The sequence below is a fragment of the Phenylobacterium sp. genome (assembly GCF_024508875.1).
Classification (GTDB): Bacteria; Pseudomonadota; Alphaproteobacteria; order Caulobacterales; family Caulobacteraceae; genus Phenylobacterium.
On sequence record NZ_JANINU010000021.1, the window covers coordinates 21,636 to 38,297 of the forward strand.

At 70.0% G+C, this 16,662-nt stretch carries 17 protein-coding genes; 9 read left to right on the top strand and 8 right to left on the bottom strand.

What is annotated here, in order from left to right:
• The 4 genes from Q0L11_RS02630 to Q0L11_RS02645 all read right to left on the bottom strand — a co-directional run bounded on the left by Q0L11_RS02630 (position 1) and on the right by Q0L11_RS02645 (position 4,371).
• Positions 1-669 carry an acetyltransferase gene (locus Q0L11_RS02630; protein ID WP_296595295.1) on the bottom strand — a complete coding sequence of 223 codons (669 nt, stop codon included), beginning with the start codon at positions 667-669 and terminating at the stop codon, positions 1-3.
• 136 nt (positions 670-805) lie between these two features.
• Positions 806-1,975 (bottom strand): DegT/DnrJ/EryC1/StrS family aminotransferase, encoded by a 1,170-nt coding sequence (locus tag Q0L11_RS02635; RefSeq protein ID WP_296595296.1) that lies wholly within the window; start codon positions 1,973-1,975, stop codon positions 806-808.
• 61 nt (positions 1,976-2,036) lie between these two features.
• A complete protein-coding gene (locus tag Q0L11_RS02640; protein WP_296595297.1) occupies positions 2,037-3,050 on the bottom strand; it encodes a glycosyltransferase family 61 protein in 1,014 nt (337 codons plus the stop codon).
• Between the two features lie 43 nt (positions 3,051-3,093).
• Positions 3,094-4,371, bottom strand: coding sequence for a hypothetical protein (locus Q0L11_RS02645; RefSeq protein ID WP_296595298.1), 1,278 nt, complete (start codon positions 4,369-4,371; stop codon positions 3,094-3,096).
• A 124-nt stretch (positions 4,372-4,495) separates the two neighbouring features.
• Between Q0L11_RS02645 and Q0L11_RS02650 the strand changes: the two genes are divergently transcribed.
• Both Q0L11_RS02650 and Q0L11_RS02655 read left to right on the top strand, forming a co-directional pair.
• Positions 4,496-4,948: an FdtA/QdtA family cupin domain-containing protein gene (locus tag Q0L11_RS02650; protein ID WP_296595299.1), complete on the top strand. Its 453-nt coding sequence runs from the start codon at positions 4,496-4,498 to the stop codon at positions 4,946-4,948.
• The gene (locus tag Q0L11_RS02655) at positions 4,945-6,036 is read left to right on the top strand and encodes a DegT/DnrJ/EryC1/StrS aminotransferase family protein (protein WP_296595300.1); all 1,092 of its coding nucleotides are present in this window, start codon (positions 4,945-4,947) and stop codon (positions 6,034-6,036) included. The genes Q0L11_RS02650 and Q0L11_RS02655 overlap by 4 nt, the downstream gene beginning before the upstream one ends.
• Before the next feature lie 129 nt (positions 6,037-6,165).
• On the opposite strand, the gene Q0L11_RS02660 is transcribed toward Q0L11_RS02655, so the two are convergent.
• Positions 6,166-7,647, bottom strand: coding sequence for a glycosyltransferase (locus Q0L11_RS02660; RefSeq protein ID WP_296595301.1), 1,482 nt, complete (start codon positions 7,645-7,647; stop codon positions 6,166-6,168).
• 146 nt (positions 7,648-7,793) lie between these two features.
• Here Q0L11_RS02660 and Q0L11_RS02665 point away from each other — a divergent pair, with 146 nt between their 5' ends.
• The 3 genes from Q0L11_RS02665 (at position 7,794) to Q0L11_RS02675 (ending at position 10,412) form a co-directional block, all read left to right on the top strand.
• Positions 7,794-9,494: a glycosyltransferase family 4 protein gene (locus tag Q0L11_RS02665; RefSeq protein ID WP_296595302.1), complete on the top strand. Its 1,701-nt coding sequence runs from the start codon at positions 7,794-7,796 to the stop codon at positions 9,492-9,494.
• 78 nt (positions 9,495-9,572) lie between these two features.
• Positions 9,573-9,950 (top strand): glycine zipper 2TM domain-containing protein, encoded by a 378-nt coding sequence (locus Q0L11_RS02670; RefSeq protein WP_296595303.1) that lies wholly within the window; start codon positions 9,573-9,575, stop codon positions 9,948-9,950.
• A 3-nt stretch (positions 9,951-9,953) separates the two neighbouring features.
• On the top strand, positions 9,954-10,412 hold the full coding sequence (locus Q0L11_RS02675; protein WP_296595304.1) for a hypothetical protein: 459 nt from the start codon (positions 9,954-9,956) through the stop codon (positions 10,410-10,412).
• Between the two features lie 34 nt (positions 10,413-10,446).
• Here the strand turns inward: Q0L11_RS02675 and Q0L11_RS02680 are convergent, their stop codons facing one another.
• The 3 genes from Q0L11_RS02680 to Q0L11_RS02690 all read right to left on the bottom strand — a co-directional run bounded on the left by Q0L11_RS02680 (position 10,447) and on the right by Q0L11_RS02690 (position 12,486).
• Entirely contained in the window at positions 10,447-10,848 is a 402-nt protein-coding gene (locus Q0L11_RS02680; protein WP_296595305.1) for a DUF3597 domain-containing protein, read from the bottom strand.
• Between the two features lie 61 nt (positions 10,849-10,909).
• Positions 10,910-11,656 carry an ABC transporter ATP-binding protein gene (locus Q0L11_RS02685; RefSeq protein ID WP_296595306.1) on the bottom strand — a complete coding sequence of 249 codons (747 nt, stop codon included), beginning with the start codon at positions 11,654-11,656 and terminating at the stop codon, positions 10,910-10,912.
• The gene (locus Q0L11_RS02690; protein WP_296595307.1) at positions 11,653-12,486 is read right to left on the bottom strand and encodes an ABC transporter permease; all 834 of its coding nucleotides are present in this window, start codon (positions 12,484-12,486) and stop codon (positions 11,653-11,655) included. The genes Q0L11_RS02685 and Q0L11_RS02690 overlap by 4 nt, the downstream gene beginning before the upstream one ends.
• Before the next feature lie 118 nt (positions 12,487-12,604).
• Between Q0L11_RS02690 and Q0L11_RS02695 the strand changes: the two genes are divergently transcribed.
• The 4 genes from Q0L11_RS02695 to Q0L11_RS02710 all read left to right on the top strand — a co-directional run bounded on the left by Q0L11_RS02695 (position 12,605) and on the right by Q0L11_RS02710 (position 16,591).
• Positions 12,605-13,657, top strand: coding sequence for a glycosyltransferase family 2 protein (locus Q0L11_RS02695; protein WP_296595308.1), 1,053 nt, complete (start codon positions 12,605-12,607; stop codon positions 13,655-13,657).
• Complete coding sequence (locus tag Q0L11_RS02700; protein ID WP_296595309.1) at positions 13,654-14,010, top strand: EamA family transporter; 357 nt, start codon at positions 13,654-13,656, stop codon at positions 14,008-14,010. Before Q0L11_RS02695 ends, Q0L11_RS02700 begins: the two co-directional genes overlap by 4 nt.
• Entirely contained in the window at positions 14,007-15,380 is a 1,374-nt protein-coding gene (locus tag Q0L11_RS02705) for a hypothetical protein (RefSeq protein WP_296595310.1), read from the top strand. The genes Q0L11_RS02700 and Q0L11_RS02705 overlap by 4 nt, the downstream gene beginning before the upstream one ends.
• 524 nt (positions 15,381-15,904) lie before the next feature.
• Positions 15,905-16,591: a hypothetical protein gene (locus tag Q0L11_RS02710; protein WP_296595311.1), complete on the top strand. Its 687-nt coding sequence runs from the start codon at positions 15,905-15,907 to the stop codon at positions 16,589-16,591.
• Positions 16,592-16,662 lie beyond the last annotated feature (71 nt).

The following is a 16,662-nucleotide window of genomic DNA, read 5'->3' on the forward strand; positions in this document are numbered from 1 at the left end:
TCAGATGGATCTCAGGCGACTGGAGGGAATCTTCTTCAGTTCGGCGGCCGTGCCGATGAACACCGCCTCATCGGGCGCGTCGGAGAGCACCAGGGCGCCGGCGCCGATGACCGAGTGGACGCCGATCTTGATCCCGTCGCGCAGCGTGGCGTTGACGCCGATGAAGGTGCCGGCGCCGATGTCGCAGTCGCCCGAGACCACCACCTGCGAGGCGATGAAGCAGTTGTCGCCGATCCGGGTGTGGTGGCCGATGTGGTTGCCGGACCACATCGTGACGTTCCGCCCCACCGTGACGAAGGGCTGGATGACGTTGTGCTCCATGATGATGGTGTTCGGTTGCGCGACGAAGCCGTTCCAGACCGTCGCGCGCGGGCTGACGTGGCTGGCCAGCGCGTAGCCCTTGGCCTCCGCCTCGGCCACTTTCTGCATCCGCAGCTTGTTGACCTGCTTGAAGCTGACCGCGACGAACATGTCGTAGTCCGAGGGCGGGAAGCGGCTCTCGATCCCTTCGAAGTCCACCACCGGAACGCCCAGCACCTCGTCGGCCGTCCGGTACTCGCGGTCGACGGCGAAGGCTGCGACCTGCCGCCCGCCTTCGACCGTGAGGTAGTAGTGCATGACCTCGGCGATCTGTCCGGCGCCGAATATCACCAGGCCGCGCGTGCTCACCTCGGCGTCCCCCGTCCCGCCCGCCACATGGTGTTCCAGGTTCGCCGCGCCGGGCGGGCGACCCGCGGCGACTTGCGATAGACTGCCATGCGTCGCCGGTGTTCCGCCAGGGTCCCTGGGGCCGCAGCGGGGCGCTTCAGCCGCCGAGTCCTTTGCGGAGCGCGCCGCATACCCGGTCGATCTCCTCATGCGTCATGTCGATGAAGAACGGCAGGCCCAGCACGGTCCGCGCCAGGCGCTCGGTGGTCGGGAGCGGCAGGTGCGGAAGCGCCTGGAACGCGCGGTGGGTATGCATGCCGCGGCCCCACCAGGCGCGGGTTTCCACCCCCGCCGCGTGCAGGACGTCGAGGGTCGGCATGGTCGCTTCCGGATCGCCAAGCGTCACGATGCAGGTGGTGGAGATCCAGTCCGGGCCCCAGCCTTCCGGCAGCGAGACGCCGGCAAGGCCGGACAGGTTCTCGCGGTAGCGCATGGCCGCGGCCTTGAACGCCGCCCGCCGCGTGTCCCATTCGTCCAGGCCGGCCAGCCCGATCGCCGCGGCGTATTCGCTGAGCTTGCCGTTGGTGGCCGGTGTCTGGGCTTCCCGCGTACCCTGGAAGCCGAAGTTGGCCTTGAGGCGCACGGAGGCCACGAGGTCCGGGTTCTTCGACATCACGAAGCCGCCTTCACCGACGCCGAGCACCTTGGTGGCGTGCAGGCTGACCACCGACAGGCCGTCGCCGACCGCGGCGCGGTCGAAGGCGGGGGCCGAATCGATCACGACCGGAATGCCCGCCTCGGCGGACAGTGCGTCCCACGGGGCGGGGTCGATCGGCTGTCCGCAGTAGGCCACGGGCATCACCGCGCCGACCCGAGCGGGCGCGCGGCCGAGGGCGTCGCGGACGATCCCCGGGGTGAGGAGCCCGTCGTCGCCGACGTCGACGAAGAAGGGCGTCAGTCCGGCCTCAAGAGCCGCGTGGACCGACGCCGAGAACGTCCAGCTCGGCACGATGCAGAGCGAGCCTTCCACCGCCCCGGCCGCCTTTAGCGCCAGTTCCAGGCCGACGGTGGCGTTCGAGATCGTGCAGACGCCCCCGTCCGGCGCGCCGAAGCGTGCGCGCAGTCGGCCTTCGAACGCCTCGCTCAAGGGGCCGAAGTTCGAGTACCAGCGCGCCGCGTCGATGCGCTCGATGTAGGGTGCGAGGGCCGCAAGCGGGGGCAGGCGCGGCTTCGCCACCGGGATCTTCGGCGTGCCGTGCACGGGCGGACCCGAGCCCGGCGGTACGGGACGGAGGGCGTTCGAAGCGGGATCGGCGCTGGAAGCCATGCCGCTGTCTGCCCCTGCCCGAGGGGTTTGGCAACCTGGCGACGTCGCCGCAGACGCGCGCTCAACCCTGCGCGTTCAGCAGGTCCGCCATGATTTCGGGCGTCGCGGTGAAGTCGGAATGGATCTCGAAAGGGGGCGGCCGCAGCGTTGTGACGGGGCAGTAGACGTTCCGCACGTGGATGCCGAGGGTCGCCGCCATCGTGTCCCAGACGGCCTTCTCGATCCGAGCTGCGTCCGGATAGAAGACCGCCGCACGGCAATCCTGCGGCGCGAACAGCAGGTTGGCGGCCCAGGCCCCCGTGGGCCCGATGATGTGCGAGGCCGAGGCGAACAGGCGCACCTGGTCGAAGAAGCCCATCGTTTCCGGCTGTACGACGGCGTACCCCGCAGCCTTAACCGCCGCCTCGACCTCCGCCGCGTTGCTCAGGTTGCGGACGCGCGAGACCCGGCGGACGTACAGCTTCCGCCGCGGTTCCCTGGCGGCCGCCGAGAGTTCGCGCTGAAACCGCCCCCGCAGGAGGTTCAGCTTCTCGGCGTTGTATTGCCAGTCCGTGGTGCCGCCCTGGACGAGCTGGGCGGCGTGGGCGGCGGGCGGCGCGGTCACGACCTTGTCGCAGGTCACCGTCTGCATGAGCCGCAGTTGCAGGATCGACAGGGCGTTCGGCCCGATGATGTGGTTGAGCGCGGTCCACATGTTCGGGTGCAGGCGTCCCGTGACCAGCACGAAGTCGTCCGCCACCACCTTGCGATCGAGCAGCCAGACCAGGCTGGGCAGCGCCTCGATGAGGAAGTGGAAGTAGTTGTAGGGGTGGATCAGGTTCAGCGGCACGGCGGGCTGGCTGAGGTGGCCGATCCGCTGGACCGGCCGCAGGAAGTCGAATTCGACCCGGTCGTTCCGCACCGTGCGGCGCAGGCGGTCCATCACCTCTTCCTGCAGCAGGTCCTGGGCGAGGTTCAGCGGGAAGGTCGTGTACCCGGTCTCCAGCGAGGGCGAATAGATCAGCGACGATCCGGACAGCAGCGCCATGTCCGTCAGCTCGTAGGCGGCGCCGGCGCGGAGTTGGGAGATGATCATCGAGGGGTCGCTGTTCGAGGGAGGAGCGTGATGGCGTGGGGGCTCAGGCCGGCGCCGCCGCGCCGGTCCGGACATAGTCTTCGAAGCGGCCGAACTCCGCCGCCAGGTCGGCTTGGCCCCGCGCCGAGCGCAGGCTCCGCGACAGCTCCACGCTGCGCGCCAGCGCGCCGGAAACTTCGTCGGGCGTCTCGATGCGCAGCCAGTAGGGCAGCGGCAGGTCGAACCGCAGCAGCGGCCCCGCCTGGGCCGGCGTGGGCGCCACGGGCGCCAGGCCGGCGGCAAGGGCCTCCAGGTTCGCCCTGCCGCCGCTGTCTGGATAACTGGCGAGGTACGCGTCCGCGCCGTGGGCGATCAGCGCCTCGCGCAGGTCGGGGACCGCGCCGAGAAAACGGTAGCGCCCGGCGTCGATCCCCGCAGCGGCCAGCGGCTCGTGCACGCTGCGGGTCAGCGCCTCGTCGACGGGGCCGAAGTGGACGAAGTCCGCGTCCGGCGCCTGCGACAGGGCCGCCACGACGAAGTCGCTCCAGCGATGGGCGGCGGGGTGCAGGTACTTATACTGGCTGCCGCATGTGGCGATCCGCAGACCACGGCCGGTCCCCTCCGGCATCTGCGTCGGGGTGGCGCGCGCCGGCACGGTCATGCCGGTCCAGGTAGCGTCCAGTCCCGCCCCCCGGCAGGCTTGGTGACAGGCGTAGGTCAGGTCCATGTGAGCCGAGAAGGGCAGCGTCGCCCCCAGGCCCGGCTGGTGGTCGGTGTGGTGGACGTATTCGACCACGCTGCGGAACGGCCAGACGCCGGCGACGGCGGCCATGTCCATGTGGTTCTGGATCAGGAAGATGCGGCTGGGCCGGATGGCGGCCAGCAGCATGTAGAGCTCGATGATCTTCTCCACGATCGTGCCCGCCGACAGCAGCATCAGCGACCGGCACGCGTGGGCCGCCGGCACGCCCGGGATCAGCAGCCGGGGACGCAGTTCGCGGTAGAGGTCGGTGAACACGATCGTTGTGCGCTCGGCGCCGACCAGCCGGCTGATGTCCGAGGCGACCCGGCTATGCCCGCCGGTCCCATAGAAGCGCGTGGCCACGATGCAGACGTTGTCGTTGCTCTTCGCGAGCGGGACGTCGGACAGCCGCAGCCGCGTGGCGATCCGCGGCGCGAGCGCGTCGAGGCCCGGCGTGAACATCTGGTGTCCGCGGACCTCGGGCGCCAGGAAGCTGGGCACCAGGCGACTAAGGCGCACAAGGGCCTGGTCGAGCGCCTCGATATCGGCGGCGCCGGCGATGGCCGCTTCCAGCTCGGGGTTCTCGTAGGCGAAGTCCAACCGGTGATTCCTCGCGGGCGATGGGGAGGGTGTACTCAATCGGTCCGCGAGCGCCCAGCGGGCAGCCTGCGGCTCCCTGGACATTTGACATGCCGCCTCGCGTCAGGCGACCTCCCGCGCGAGCATGCGACGCATGGCCTGCGGCCGGTGGTCGCGACAACGGGGAGATTGCGCCATTCCGCTCGCCGAATTCATCGACCTGCCGGTGGTGGCGGACCCTCGGGGAAATCTCTGCTTCATCGAGTCGGGCCAGCACGTGCCCTTCGAGATCAAGCGCGTCTACTACCTCTACGACGTGCCCAGCCAATCGGCCCGCGCGGGCCACGCCCACTATGATCTGCACCAGTTGCTGATCCCGCTGTCGGGCAGCTTCGACGTGCGCCTGCACGACGGCCAGCGCGAGGAGCGGGTGACGCTGAACCGTCCGAACCGCGGCCTGCACATCGGGCCGGGTACCTGGCGCGACATCGACAACTTCTCGTCAGGCGGTGTTTGCCTCGTGCTGGCCTCCGAGCACTATTCCGAGGCCGACTATATTCGCGACTTCGACGACTTCCTGCGGATCCGCAACGGATGAAGTTCTTCGACCTCGGGCTGGGTGACCCGACCCTGCGGGCGGCCATGGACGCCGGCTACCGGCGGGTGATGGACCGCGGCTGGGCGATCCTGGGCCCCGAGCTGGAGGCCTTCGAGGCCGAGTTCGCGGCCTATTGCGGCGCCGGCCACGCGGTGGGCGTGGGCAACGGGCTCGACGCTCTCGTTCTGGCCTTGCGCGCGGCGGGGATCACGCCCGGCGCCGAGGTGATTGTCCCCTCCCATACCTTCGCCGCCACCTGGCTGGCAGTCGAGGCCGTGGGCGCGACCATCGTGCCGGTCGAACCCGACCCGACCACCTATGTGCTGACGGCCGAGGCGGTCGCCGCCGCCGTCACCGCGCGGACCGCGGCCATTATCCCGGTCTCGCTCTACGGCCACCCGGTGGACATGCCGCCGCTCATGGAGCTGGCGGCGCGCCATCGCCTGTTCGTCCTGGAGGACGCGGCCCAGAGCCACGGCGCGCTCTGCCACGGACGGCGGACAGGCGTCCTGGCGCACGCCACGGCGTTCAGCTTCTATCCGACCAAGAACCTCGGCGCGGTGGGCGACGCCGGCGCCGTAACCACGTCCGATGACGTCCTGGCCGAGCGGCTGCGGATGCTGCGCAACTACGGCTCGCGCCAGAAATATGTCCACGAGGTCCCGGGCGTGAACTCGCGGCTCGACGAACTCCAGGCGGCGTTCCTGCGCGCGCGTCTCGAACGCCTGGACGAGACGAACGATCGGCGCCGTGAGCGGGCCGGCCGCTACGGTGAGCGCCTGCGCGGCGCCCGCGCCCTCACCCTCCCGACCGAGGCGAACTGGGCGCGGCACGTCTACCATCTCTATGTGGTCCGCACGGCCGAACGCGCCACGCTGCAGGCCCGCCTGGCAGACCGGGGCGTCGAGACCCTGATCCACTATCCGACCGCCTGCCACCTCCAGCCGGCCTTCGCCCACCTCGGCTACGGCCGCGGCGACTTCCCGATCGCCGAGGCGCTGGCCGACGAGGTGCTATCCCTGCCGCTCTGGCCCGGCATGGCCCTGGAAGACGTCGACACTGTCGCCGCGGCGATCCTCGACGGCTGAGGCTTATGCCACCTCCTCTCCACCCGCGAAGCGAGAGGGGAGACGAAACGGAAGCGCAGACGCCTTCGGACCGCCCGTCGCCGACCCTCGGAACGTCCGCGTCGCGCGGGCGGTGAAGGCTCGTTCCGGCTAGAGCCGCGCCAGCACAGCCGCGTTCAGCTCCTCGCGGCGTTCCCAGAGGTCGCGGTACCAGGCCAGGCGCTCGCGCACCTGGTCGGCGAACATCCGCTGGTCGCGAACGTAGGTCCAGGCGACCCGGGCCATCTCGCGGCGGGCGACGTCGTCGGCCAGGGCGTCGGCCAGCAGGCGCGCCCAGTCCTCTGTCCGCTCGGCGATCAGCCCGTTCTCGCCGTGCCGGATGACGCCGCCATAGACCGCCCGTGAGGCGATGGTCAGTACGCCTCGCGAGGCGGCGTCGAGGAACTTGGCGTCGCTCTTCGCCGCGTTGAACTCGTTGTCCTCGATCGGGGAGAGCAAGATCGAACAGCCGCCCATCAGTCGAAGATATTCCTCGTAGGAGACGAGGTCGAAGTAGCGCTTGCGCGAGGTCGGGATGGCGTCGAACACCGCCCGGTCGCCCACGACGACGAACTCCACGCCGGGGAACCGTGCGATGGCCGGCCCCAGCGAGCGCGCCATCTCCACCGCGTGGTCCCCCCGCTGGATGGCGCCGTAGAAGACCCGCTTGGGCAGGTTCTCGGGGAACGGCTCCAGTCGGAACACCGCATTGGAGAAGCTGCGGGTCTCGGGGTTCAGCTCGCGGAACAGCCCCTCCAGCAGTGGGGTGGATGTCTGCACCGCGTGGACGGCCGAGAATCGAACCCAGTCGGCTTCGACCATTTCCCGGCCGCCGGTCATGGCGGCGAGGGTGGGGTGGTCGTCGAATTCCACGACCGACACCCAGCCGTCCCGCACCCAGTCGCGGATCGACTGCTTCCAGCCCTCGATGCTCTTCGGCGGGGCCGGACGCTGGATGATCACCACCTTCGGCGTGTCCCTCGCCGCGGGCTCCAGTCGTCCCGGCGGCCGCACGTGCTGTGTCAGCAGTCCCGGCTCCGAGCGCAGGGCCGCAGCCGGCAACCGGGTGCGGATGTCCATCATCAACGGAACGAAGGAAAACATCGCGAGCTGCATGCTCGCCGGGCCCCCGAGCCGCGTCGCCACCACGATGACGGGTTCGGTCGTGGGCGCCGGCAAGCCTCCCGCGGCCCAAGCCGACGTGAGCTCGCGGCGGATGTCGTCGAAGTAGCCGTAGGTCTTGGGATCTGGCGTCTGCGGGTCGAGCGGCTGGAGGTGCCGCACCTCGAAGCCGTGGTTCACGAGGGCGTTCAGAAGCCCGTTGGGGTCGGTGGTCCCGGCGGGCATCGCGGTGGTCACGACCTCGGTCGCCGCCAGGAGCGAGGCGGCGTCGGGCAGGATCAGCAGGCCCGCAAGGTCGTCCGCGGCCAGCGCCTCCACCGGTGAGGCGTTGCCCGCTTCGAGCACCACGTCGCAGCGTGGGTTGCGCCCCAGGCAGGCGTCGGCGAACGCCACGCCCGCAGCCCCCAGATAACGGATCCGCCGCGCCGCCACAGGCGTACGCGCAAGAACGCCCTGCTGGACAGCATCCATCCACCGCGGCTTCGCGGCCCGGCTCGCCCCCATCCTGAATTCCACTTCGCGTCCCACGACTTGCCTAGCCGCTTCGGCGCGCCGGGGAAACCCGTGGCGGCATGACGTCTCGACGACTTTGCGGAACAGGCTCTATGACTGGGGCGATGAGCGCCGAGCGGACCGATCCCGACACGCCACGCGGCGGGCTGGCCATCTTCCATCCCACCGGCGAGACCCGGCTCCATCGCAATCCGTTCGGCAAAGACGTGGCGAACCTCCAGCTCTGGCAGGCGCTGGTGCGGCACGGGGGATTCCCGCGGGTCGATGTGCAGACGGTGCAGATCGTCGGCCAGGACGAGGTCGCGCAGGGTCTTCTGGCCGGGTCGGATTCGCCCACCGAGGTCACCACCTCGTTGAGGATCATCTCGAGTTCCGCCAGCGAACTCGGCGCCCTGATCCGCGGCCTCCCGGATATCGCTGGCCTCGCCTGGTCGCGGCGCAGGCGAGCGTCCGATCGCGCCTACAGCCTGATCGGCGTGATCCATACCCTGGCGCCGCCGGCCGTCCGCCAGATGATCGCGGCGACTTCGACGGCGCCGGTCCATCCGTGGGACGCGCTGATCTGCACCTCGCCGGCGGTTCGCGACGCCGTCGAGGCGCTGTTCGGCGACTGGGAGGCGCACCTGGCCGAGCGCACCGGCGGGCAGGCGCCGCCCCGGCCAATGCTGCCGATGATCCCGTTGGGCGTGGACGCCGCCGCCCTCGCCGCCAGCGCCGAACGGGCCGGGGCGAGGGCGCGCGCGAGGGCGCCGTTCGGCCTGTCGGAGGACGAGGCGCTGATCCTCTGGGTCGGGCGGCTGTCCTACTACGAGAAGGCGTTTCCGCAGCCCATGTTCCGGGCTGTTCAACAGGCGGCCGCCGCCACGGGCGTCCGGACCGCCTTCGTGATGGCCGGCTGGTTTCCGGAGGCGGGTGAGCAGCGCCTCTACGAACAGGCCGCACGGGCGTATGCGCCTGGGGTCGACGTCCATTTCGTCGACGGCAACGACCGTGAACGCCTTGCCGACCTCTGGGCCGGGGCCGACATCTTCCTGTCGCTCGTCGACAACATTCAGGAGACCTTCGGCATCACCCCGCTGGAGGCCATGGCCAGCGGTCTGCCGGTGGTGGCCAGCGACTGGGATGGCTACCGCGCCACCGTTCGCCACGGGATCGACGGGTTCCTGGTCCCCACGCTCGGCGGGCCGCCCGGCGGCGGCCTCGGCGCGGCGCTGCTCGAATGGCACACGATCGACGCGCGCTCCTACCAGAATTACGTGGGCTCGGTGGCGCAGCACACCGCGGTTCATGTGGGCCACGCAGGCGAGGCCATCGCCGAGCTGATCCGGTCGCCGGACTTGCGCCGGCGGATGGGGCGGGCCGGACAGGCGCGGGTGCGAGAGCTCTACGACTGGCCGGTCGTCGCCCGCCAGATCCACGCGTTGACGGACGAGCTGGCGGCGATCCGCGCGGCCTCCGCCGATCCGCCCAGCGGGCGTCCGGACCCGGTAGGGGGCGACCCGTTCCATGCCTTCGCCGGCTTCGCGTCGGACGTCCTCGCGCTTGAGACCCGGCTGACGGCGGCGCCGGGCGCCACCGCCACGGACATCGCCGAGGCCGGGCGGCTGGCGGCGCTGGACACGGCCTACGGCGAGTTCCGGGGTTCTCTTGCGCTTTGCGCCGAGGCGTTCCAGGCGCTCGCCGCCGCACCAAGCGGTCTGACCGTCCGGGAGGTCTTGCTTGCCTTCCCGGTGCAGAGGCGGCGTCCGCTCGAACTGGGGCTGGCCTGGATGGCCAAGTGCGGCTTCGTCGACTGGCTGACTTAAGCCTGCATCCAACCGCCAAGTTCGGCGTTTCCACCCCCGAGCCGGACGAGGGAACGGCTCACGGATGGAGGAGAGACTATGCGGACGATCGCGATGATCGCCGGCTTGGCTATTGCCGTGGCCGCCGTTCCCGCCGCCTCGCAGGCGGCCTGTCAGAAGCGCACCAACGGCACCGTGATCGGCGCCCTGGGCGGGGCCCTGCTGGGCAGCGCCGTCGCCGGCCGCGGCGACCGCACCGAGGGCGCGCTGATCGGTGGCGCGGCGGGCGGTCTGGTGGGCAACCAGGTCAGCAAGTGCCGCTCCAAGAGCTACACCAGCACGCGCTACCGCACGCGCAGCTACGACCGCGCGTCCTACGACCGGCCGCGGTATGCGGAAAGCTGCCGCATGGAGACGCGCGCCTACTACGACGCCTACGGCCAGCGCGTGTACCAGCCGACCCGGGTCTGCCGCTAAGCCATGCTGCGCCATGCCCTGATCGTCGCCGTCGCCTGCGCGGGCCTCGCCGCCTGCTCGGGCGACCGTCGGCCCGTCGCGGGCGTCTGCAAGCCCTTCCCGGCCGCCAATGCCGCGCCTGCGGCGGACGGCGCCGCGGGGGTGGAGGACTGCCTGCACCGCTGGGCGTACACGCTGGCCGGAGGGCCGGACGAGGCAGCCTCGGTCGCCGACGCGACGGTAGCGGCCTGCACCGCCCCGCTCAGCCGCTGGAACCAGCAGAGCCTGGCCGCCGCCGCGAGCGAAGCGGGAGCCCCTCAGGACGCCACCAGCCTGCTGACCGGCGAGCCCACCAATCCGATCGCCGAGCACCGCAACTTCGCCGCCGACCGGGCCCTCTTCTACGTGGCCCAGGCGCGCGCCGGAAACTGCAAGCCGCCGCCGCGCCGCGAGGGCGCGCCGATGGTCGTTCCGGACAAGTGATGGAGAGGGCGCGCCTGCCGGCGCGCCCGGCTCCTCAACGCAGCGAGTCCGGCACAATGCCGCCGTTGTCCGCCAGCTTCCGCATCACCGCCTTGTGCAGCCACATGTTCATGGTCGCGCTGTCTTCGGTGTCGCCCGAGTAGCCCAGTTCGGCCGCCAGCGCCTTGCGGTTGGCGAGGCTGGAGTCGATCGACAGCAGCTTCAGCAGATCCACGATCGATTGCCGCCAGTTGAGCGTCTGGCCGTTGTCGCGCGCCATGACGTCCAGGACCGCTTCCACATCGACCGCTGGGGCGGGCTCGGCCGGCGTGGCCGCGGCGGCGGGCGCCGCCTGCGCCTGCGGCTGTGGGGCGGGCTGGCTTGGGGCCGCCTGGGGCGCCGCCGTCGCCTTCGGGTGGTGGAAGATCTTCGAGAGGATGTCGCCGAATACGCTCATGTCGCCTCCTGGTTGGGGAGGGCAGAACGCTGTCGGCCGCGGTTGGATGCGCGCGCGCCGCTCAGCTCTTGAGGAGCTCGTCCACCTTGCGGATGTCGACGATCTCGGAGGCCACGCCGCCTTCCAGCTTCATCACCTTGTTGCAGTAGAGCTTGAGCAGCGGCGCCTCGTGCGTCGCCAGCACCAGGATCCCCGCCCGCTCCACCAGCTTCAGCAGCCGCTTGTGGGCCAGCTTCTGGAACTCGGCGTCGCCCACGGCGATCCATTCGTCCATCAGCAGCACGTCGCACTCGACCGCCGTCGCCGCCGCGAAGGCGAGGCGCCCCTGCATCCCCGCCGAATAGGTCTTCACCGGCATCGACAGGAACGGCCCCAGCCCCGTGAACTCGGCGATCTCGTCCATGCGGGCGTCGATCTCCTTCGTCGACAGCCCGCCGATCCGGCAGCGCAGGCGGATGTTCTCGTAGCCCGTCGCCGACGGGTCGATGCCGAGGCCCAGGTCCAGCAACGAGGCGATTCGCCCGTGCACCTCGATCGAGCCCTCGTCCGGCTCGTACGCGCCGGACAGCGCCCGCAGCAGCGTCGTCTTGCCCGAGCCGTTGTGGCCGATCAGACCCAGCCGGTCGCCGGCTTTGAGCTGCAGGTTCACGTTGGCCAGGGCGGTGACGTCCGTGACGCCGGCGTGCCGGCCCAGGGCGCCGCCGACGGCCACGGCCCGGGCCAGCGCCTTCTTCAGCGACTTGGCGTCCGCCCCGTACACCGGGAACCGGATCGTCAGGTCGGTGCAGGTGATCGACGCTGCCGTCACAGGTAGTGCACCAGACGCCGGCGGGTGTTGGCGAACGCCACGAACGTCACCGCCCAACCGGCGAGGGCCATGGCGACCAGCACGACGTAGGTGTGCCCGGCCACCGTCTGGCCCAGCAGCGGCGCGCGCACCGCCTGCAGCAGGTGGTAGAAGGGGTTAAGGTCGAGGATCGCCTGGTGCTTGCCGAAGCGGTCGGGCAGCCAGAACACCGGCGTCATGAAGATCGCGAACTGCATGATCGACACCACGATCTGCGGGATGTCGCGGAAGCGGGCCGAGGCGATGGCCGCCAGCAGCGACATCCAGCTCGCGTTCAGCAGCATCAGCACGACGCCCACCAGCGCCAGCGGCACGTTCGCCACCTTCCACTGGCCGTAGAACGCCAGCATGCCGACCACGATCACCAGGTGGTGGCCGAGGTTGATCAGGTTCCGGAAGACCGTGCGCCAGACGAAGGTGAACATCGGCAGGCTGGTCTGCGAGAGGATTCCCGAGGCGAGCACGAACGTCTCGCACCCCTCGTTCACCGTGCCGGTCATCACGCCGAAGAACACGATCCCCAGCGCCACGTACGGCAGGAACTCGTTCAGCGGCAGCTTGAAGAGGCCGGCGTAGAGGAAGCCGATCCCCAGCACCATCAGGCCCATGGACAGGGTGATCCAGAACGGCCCCAGCACCGAGCCGCGATAGCGCGAGGCCACGTCGTGCCAGGCCAGCGACCACGACAGGCCCAGGCGCCCCAGCGAGGTCACCAGGTCCCGTGTCGCCATCTGGAACTGGAAGCGCGCGCCGCGCTGTCCGGTCCGCAGCATGTGGGTGGCGGTCTGCAAAAGGGGGGGCCTCTCCGACAGAAGGCGGGGAGGTATCAGCCGGGGTTTCCCCGCGCAAGGAACGACGCCGGCCGCAGCGGCTTTGCCAGCCTGCGCGCTTCCGTGTTAGCCGGGCCGCGTGCCCTCCGTCGTGACCACGCCCCCGCTCGAACGCCTGCCCCGCGATCCCGCCCTGTCGCTGGAGGGCGCCGGCGTCTGGCTGGTCGTGCCCTGCTACAAGGTCACCGGCCACATCCTGCGGGTCATCAAGAAGACGCCCGCCTGGTTCGAGGGGATCGTCTGCGTGGACGACGCGTGCCCCGACAAGTCGGCCGACTTCATCGAGGCCAACAACACCGACCCCCGCGTCGTGGTGATCCGCCTCGCCAAGAACCAGGGCGTCGGCGGCGCCATGCTGGCCGGCTACGCCGAGGCGGCCCGCCGGGGCGCGCGCGTCCTGGTCAAGGTCGACGGCGACGACCAGATGGACCTGGGCTACGCCGCCCAGCTCGTCGCCCCGATCCTGCTGGGCGAGGCGGACTACGCCAAGGGCAACCGCTTCACCTCGATCAGCCACCTGACCACCATGCCGACGGTGCGGGTGCTGGGGAACGCTGCGCTCAGCTTCGCGGCCAAGGTCTCCACCGGCTACTGGAACATCTTCGACCCCACCAACGGCTACACCGCCCTGGAGGCCAACGTCGCGCGGCTGGTGATGGAGAAGCGGATCTCCCGCCGGTTCTTCTTCGAGACCGACCTGCTCTACCACCTGGGCACCCTGCGCGCCGTGGTCCGCGACGTGCCGATGCCGGCCAAGTACGCCGACGAGGTCTCCAACATCCGCATCGGGGCCATCGTCGGCCCGTTCGCCCTCAAGCACCTGAAGAACTTCGCCCAGCGCGTGGTGGGCCAGTACTTCGTGCGCGACTTCAACGCCGCCAGCCTGGAGCTGCTGTTCGGCCTGTTCTTCACGCTGTTCGGCGTCGGCTACGCCCTCAGCTACCTGGCCAGCCGCGTGCCGGGCCAGGCGGCGTCGGCCGGCGTGGTCATGCTGGCCGCCCTGCCGGTGATCCTGGGCGCCCAGCTCCTGCTGCAGGCGATGAACTTCGACGTGCTGAACGTGCCCAGCCGGCCCATCCACCCCTACCTCGCCGTCCTGCGCGAGCTCGAGACCGAGGAGGCCGAGGCATGAGCCCGAAGGACATGGCGCTCTGCAGCGTCTTCGCCGTGGCGCTGCCCCTCGGCCAGATGATGTTCAAATGGGGCGCGATCTACAACGAGCGCCTGTCCGGCCCCTTCCTGGCGCGCGTGCTCCAGAACTATCCGCTGATGGGCGCCTTCGCCTGGTACGGCGTCACCGCGCTGCTGTGGTTCTACGTCCTGACCCGCGTGCCGCTCAGCCTGGCCTACGCCTTCTCGCTGATCGGCTCGTGCCTCGTGCCGCTGGCGGGCTGGCTGGTGTTCAAGGAACAGGCGTCGTGGACCATGGTCGCCGGCTACGGCCTGATGATCGCCGGCCTCTTCCTCGTGGTGCGCCCGGCGTGAGCGCCCGCGCCGGCCTTCGCGGCTCGCCCGCCCGCTGGGCCTTCTGGGCCGTGCTGGCGGGCGCCTTCCTGCTGATGCTCAGGCTGAACCTGCCCGGGCACCTCACCGTCGATTCGGTGCTGGCGCTGCACGAGGGCCGGTTCGGCGTCCGCACCACCTGGAACCCGGCTTTCTTTGGCTGGCTGCTGGGCGTGCTGGACCGGATCCACACCGGCACCGCGCTGGCGGTCATGCTCAGCGGGGCCGTGCTGTTCGGCGCCTGGGCGCTCCTGCCGGCCGTCCGTGGGCGGACGAGCTGGCTCGCGCCCGTCCTCGCCCTGGGCCTCGTCGCCCTCCCGCAGGTGATGATCTACCCCGGCATCGTCTGGAAGGACGTGCAGTTCGCGGTGGCCACGCTCGCCGGCTTCTCGCTGCTGGCGTTCGGCGTCCGCGACCGCCTCGGCCGCACGCCCTGGCTCAGCCTGGCCGCGGCCGCCCTGCTGTTCGCCGCCGCCGGCCTGCTGCGCCAGAATGGCCTGATCCTGGCCCTGCCCGCGGCCCTGGCGATCGCCTGGTCGCGGTCGGCGTACAAGGGCTGGCTGCGCAGCGCCGCCCTCGCCGTGGCCTGGCTGGCGACCGTTGCGGCCCTGACCTTCATGCTGAGCGTCGTGGCCCAGCCCCAGGGTATCGGCGCGCCCGATGCGGCCGGCGGCAAGGGCCTGCGCATCCTGCAGAACTACGACCTCGCCGCCGCAGCAGCCCTCGAACCGGGCCGGCGCATGCCGTACATCGAGCGCGCCTCCCCGGCGGCCGCGGCCCATCTGCGAGCCCACGCGGCCGAGTTCTACTCGCCCGAGCGGGTGGACAAGATGGCGTCCGACGAGCGCATGTCGCAGCTCTGGCGCACGGTGCCGCCCGCGGTCGCCCGGGCGGAGTGGTTCGCCCTCATCCGCGACGACCCGGCGCTTTACCTGCGCGCCCGCATGCTGGCGTTCGAGCAGGTCTTCGCCACCCCGCTGATCGACAGTTGCCTGCCGGTCACCGTGGGCGTGGACGGCCCGCCGCCGACGCTTGAGGCGCTGAAGATGACCCGGCGCTTCGACCGAAACGACCAGCGCCTCTACAACTACGCCACCTGGTACATGGAGACACCGGCCCTCTCGCACGTGGCCTTCGCCGCCATCGCCGCGGTGCTGGCCGTGCTGCTGCTCCTTCGGCGCGACCCGGCCGACCTGGTGATCGCCGGCCTGCTGGCCGGCGCACTCGGCTTCGCCGCCAGCTTCTTCGTCATCTCGATCGCCTGCGACTACCGCTACCTCTACCTGCTCGACGTCGCCGCCATCACCGGCCTGATCTACTTGGCCGTCGATCCACGCCTGAGCCGGCGCTGAAGCGTTCGTCCTCCTCTCCCCCCGCGAAGCGAGAGGGGAGAGGGTAGGGAGAGGGGCGACGCAAGCCTGAACGCTTGCACAACGGTTCAGCCATGACCCGCCGCGATGCCCAGGCGTCCTGGTAAACCCGTGCGATCCTGGGTAGCGCTGCAAGCGCTCTTCGGCGGGTCCCGGCTGAACCCGGAGCGGTCGTGGCGCGTCGTGCGCCACCCTTCTCCCTACCCTCTCCCCTCTCTTCCCTAGGCCCAAGGCCGAGGGCGGGGGGAGAGGAGGTGGGCTTCTCACCTCCGCTTACGTTGGTGAGGTCCGCTTCCCGAACGCGCGGCGAGAGTCCGGTCCCTGGCATGACTTCAATTTCCGCCTTCATCCGTTGCGGACGTAGGCGCCATTTGCCTGGCGGAACGCTCGGGAGAGGTCTTCGCGGCAGCAATTACAAGCTGAGCGATCTAAACTCCTCCACCCGCACATCGACCTGTGCGAAGCTGGCTCGGAGGTGATCGGACTGCCGATCTAGGGGAGGGAGAATGAGGATCTTCACTGCAGCGCTAGCCGCCAGCACCGTCCTGCTCGCGGGTCAGCCCGCGGCGGCCGCGTACCTACTGATCGAGGCTCATGGCACAGCTATTGGCAAGGACTGGAACAACGCCTTGGGAGGTGGCGTTGTAAACTACGCGATCCCGTTCCGCTTGGTGGGCACACTCGACCTCAGCGGAATAGACCCGATCGACCCGACGACCGTGCAAGGAGGTTCAGCGTTCTCGCCTGACGTGCCGGTTGTGACCGATGCTCACGTCGAATTGGGACCTTTTACGCTCAACATGCCCGGCGAGTACCTCGGCGCGGGCTTTGTCTCTCCCACGGTCTTCCGGTTCAGTTCCATCTATGGGGTGGACGCCGGTTGGACGAACGTTGGGATCGAGGTGGCCTTCAACACCCCAATTGCTTTGGCGGATCTCCGAGCTCTCCCGGCGGGCAATCTCTGTCTTATCGGCGCCTGTTCAGCGGGCATGAACATGCAAGGTTTTCACATCGACGGCTACGTTCCTCCGAGCTTGATGACAGACGTGACAGTGACTTATCTTGAAGGCGAGCCCCAGGGGGTTCCTTCCGGTCCAGTTCCGGATCCCGACGTCTGGGCGCTGATGGTTCTTGGGTTCGGCGCGACGGGCGCACGCCTTCGTCGCCGCGCTCGAGCCGTCTCGCTGTGCTGACGGCAGTTATCCGAATGATAGAATGTGAGATCGGCTTTCCGCCCATCTCTGACGTTTGCAGCGTCCGCCGA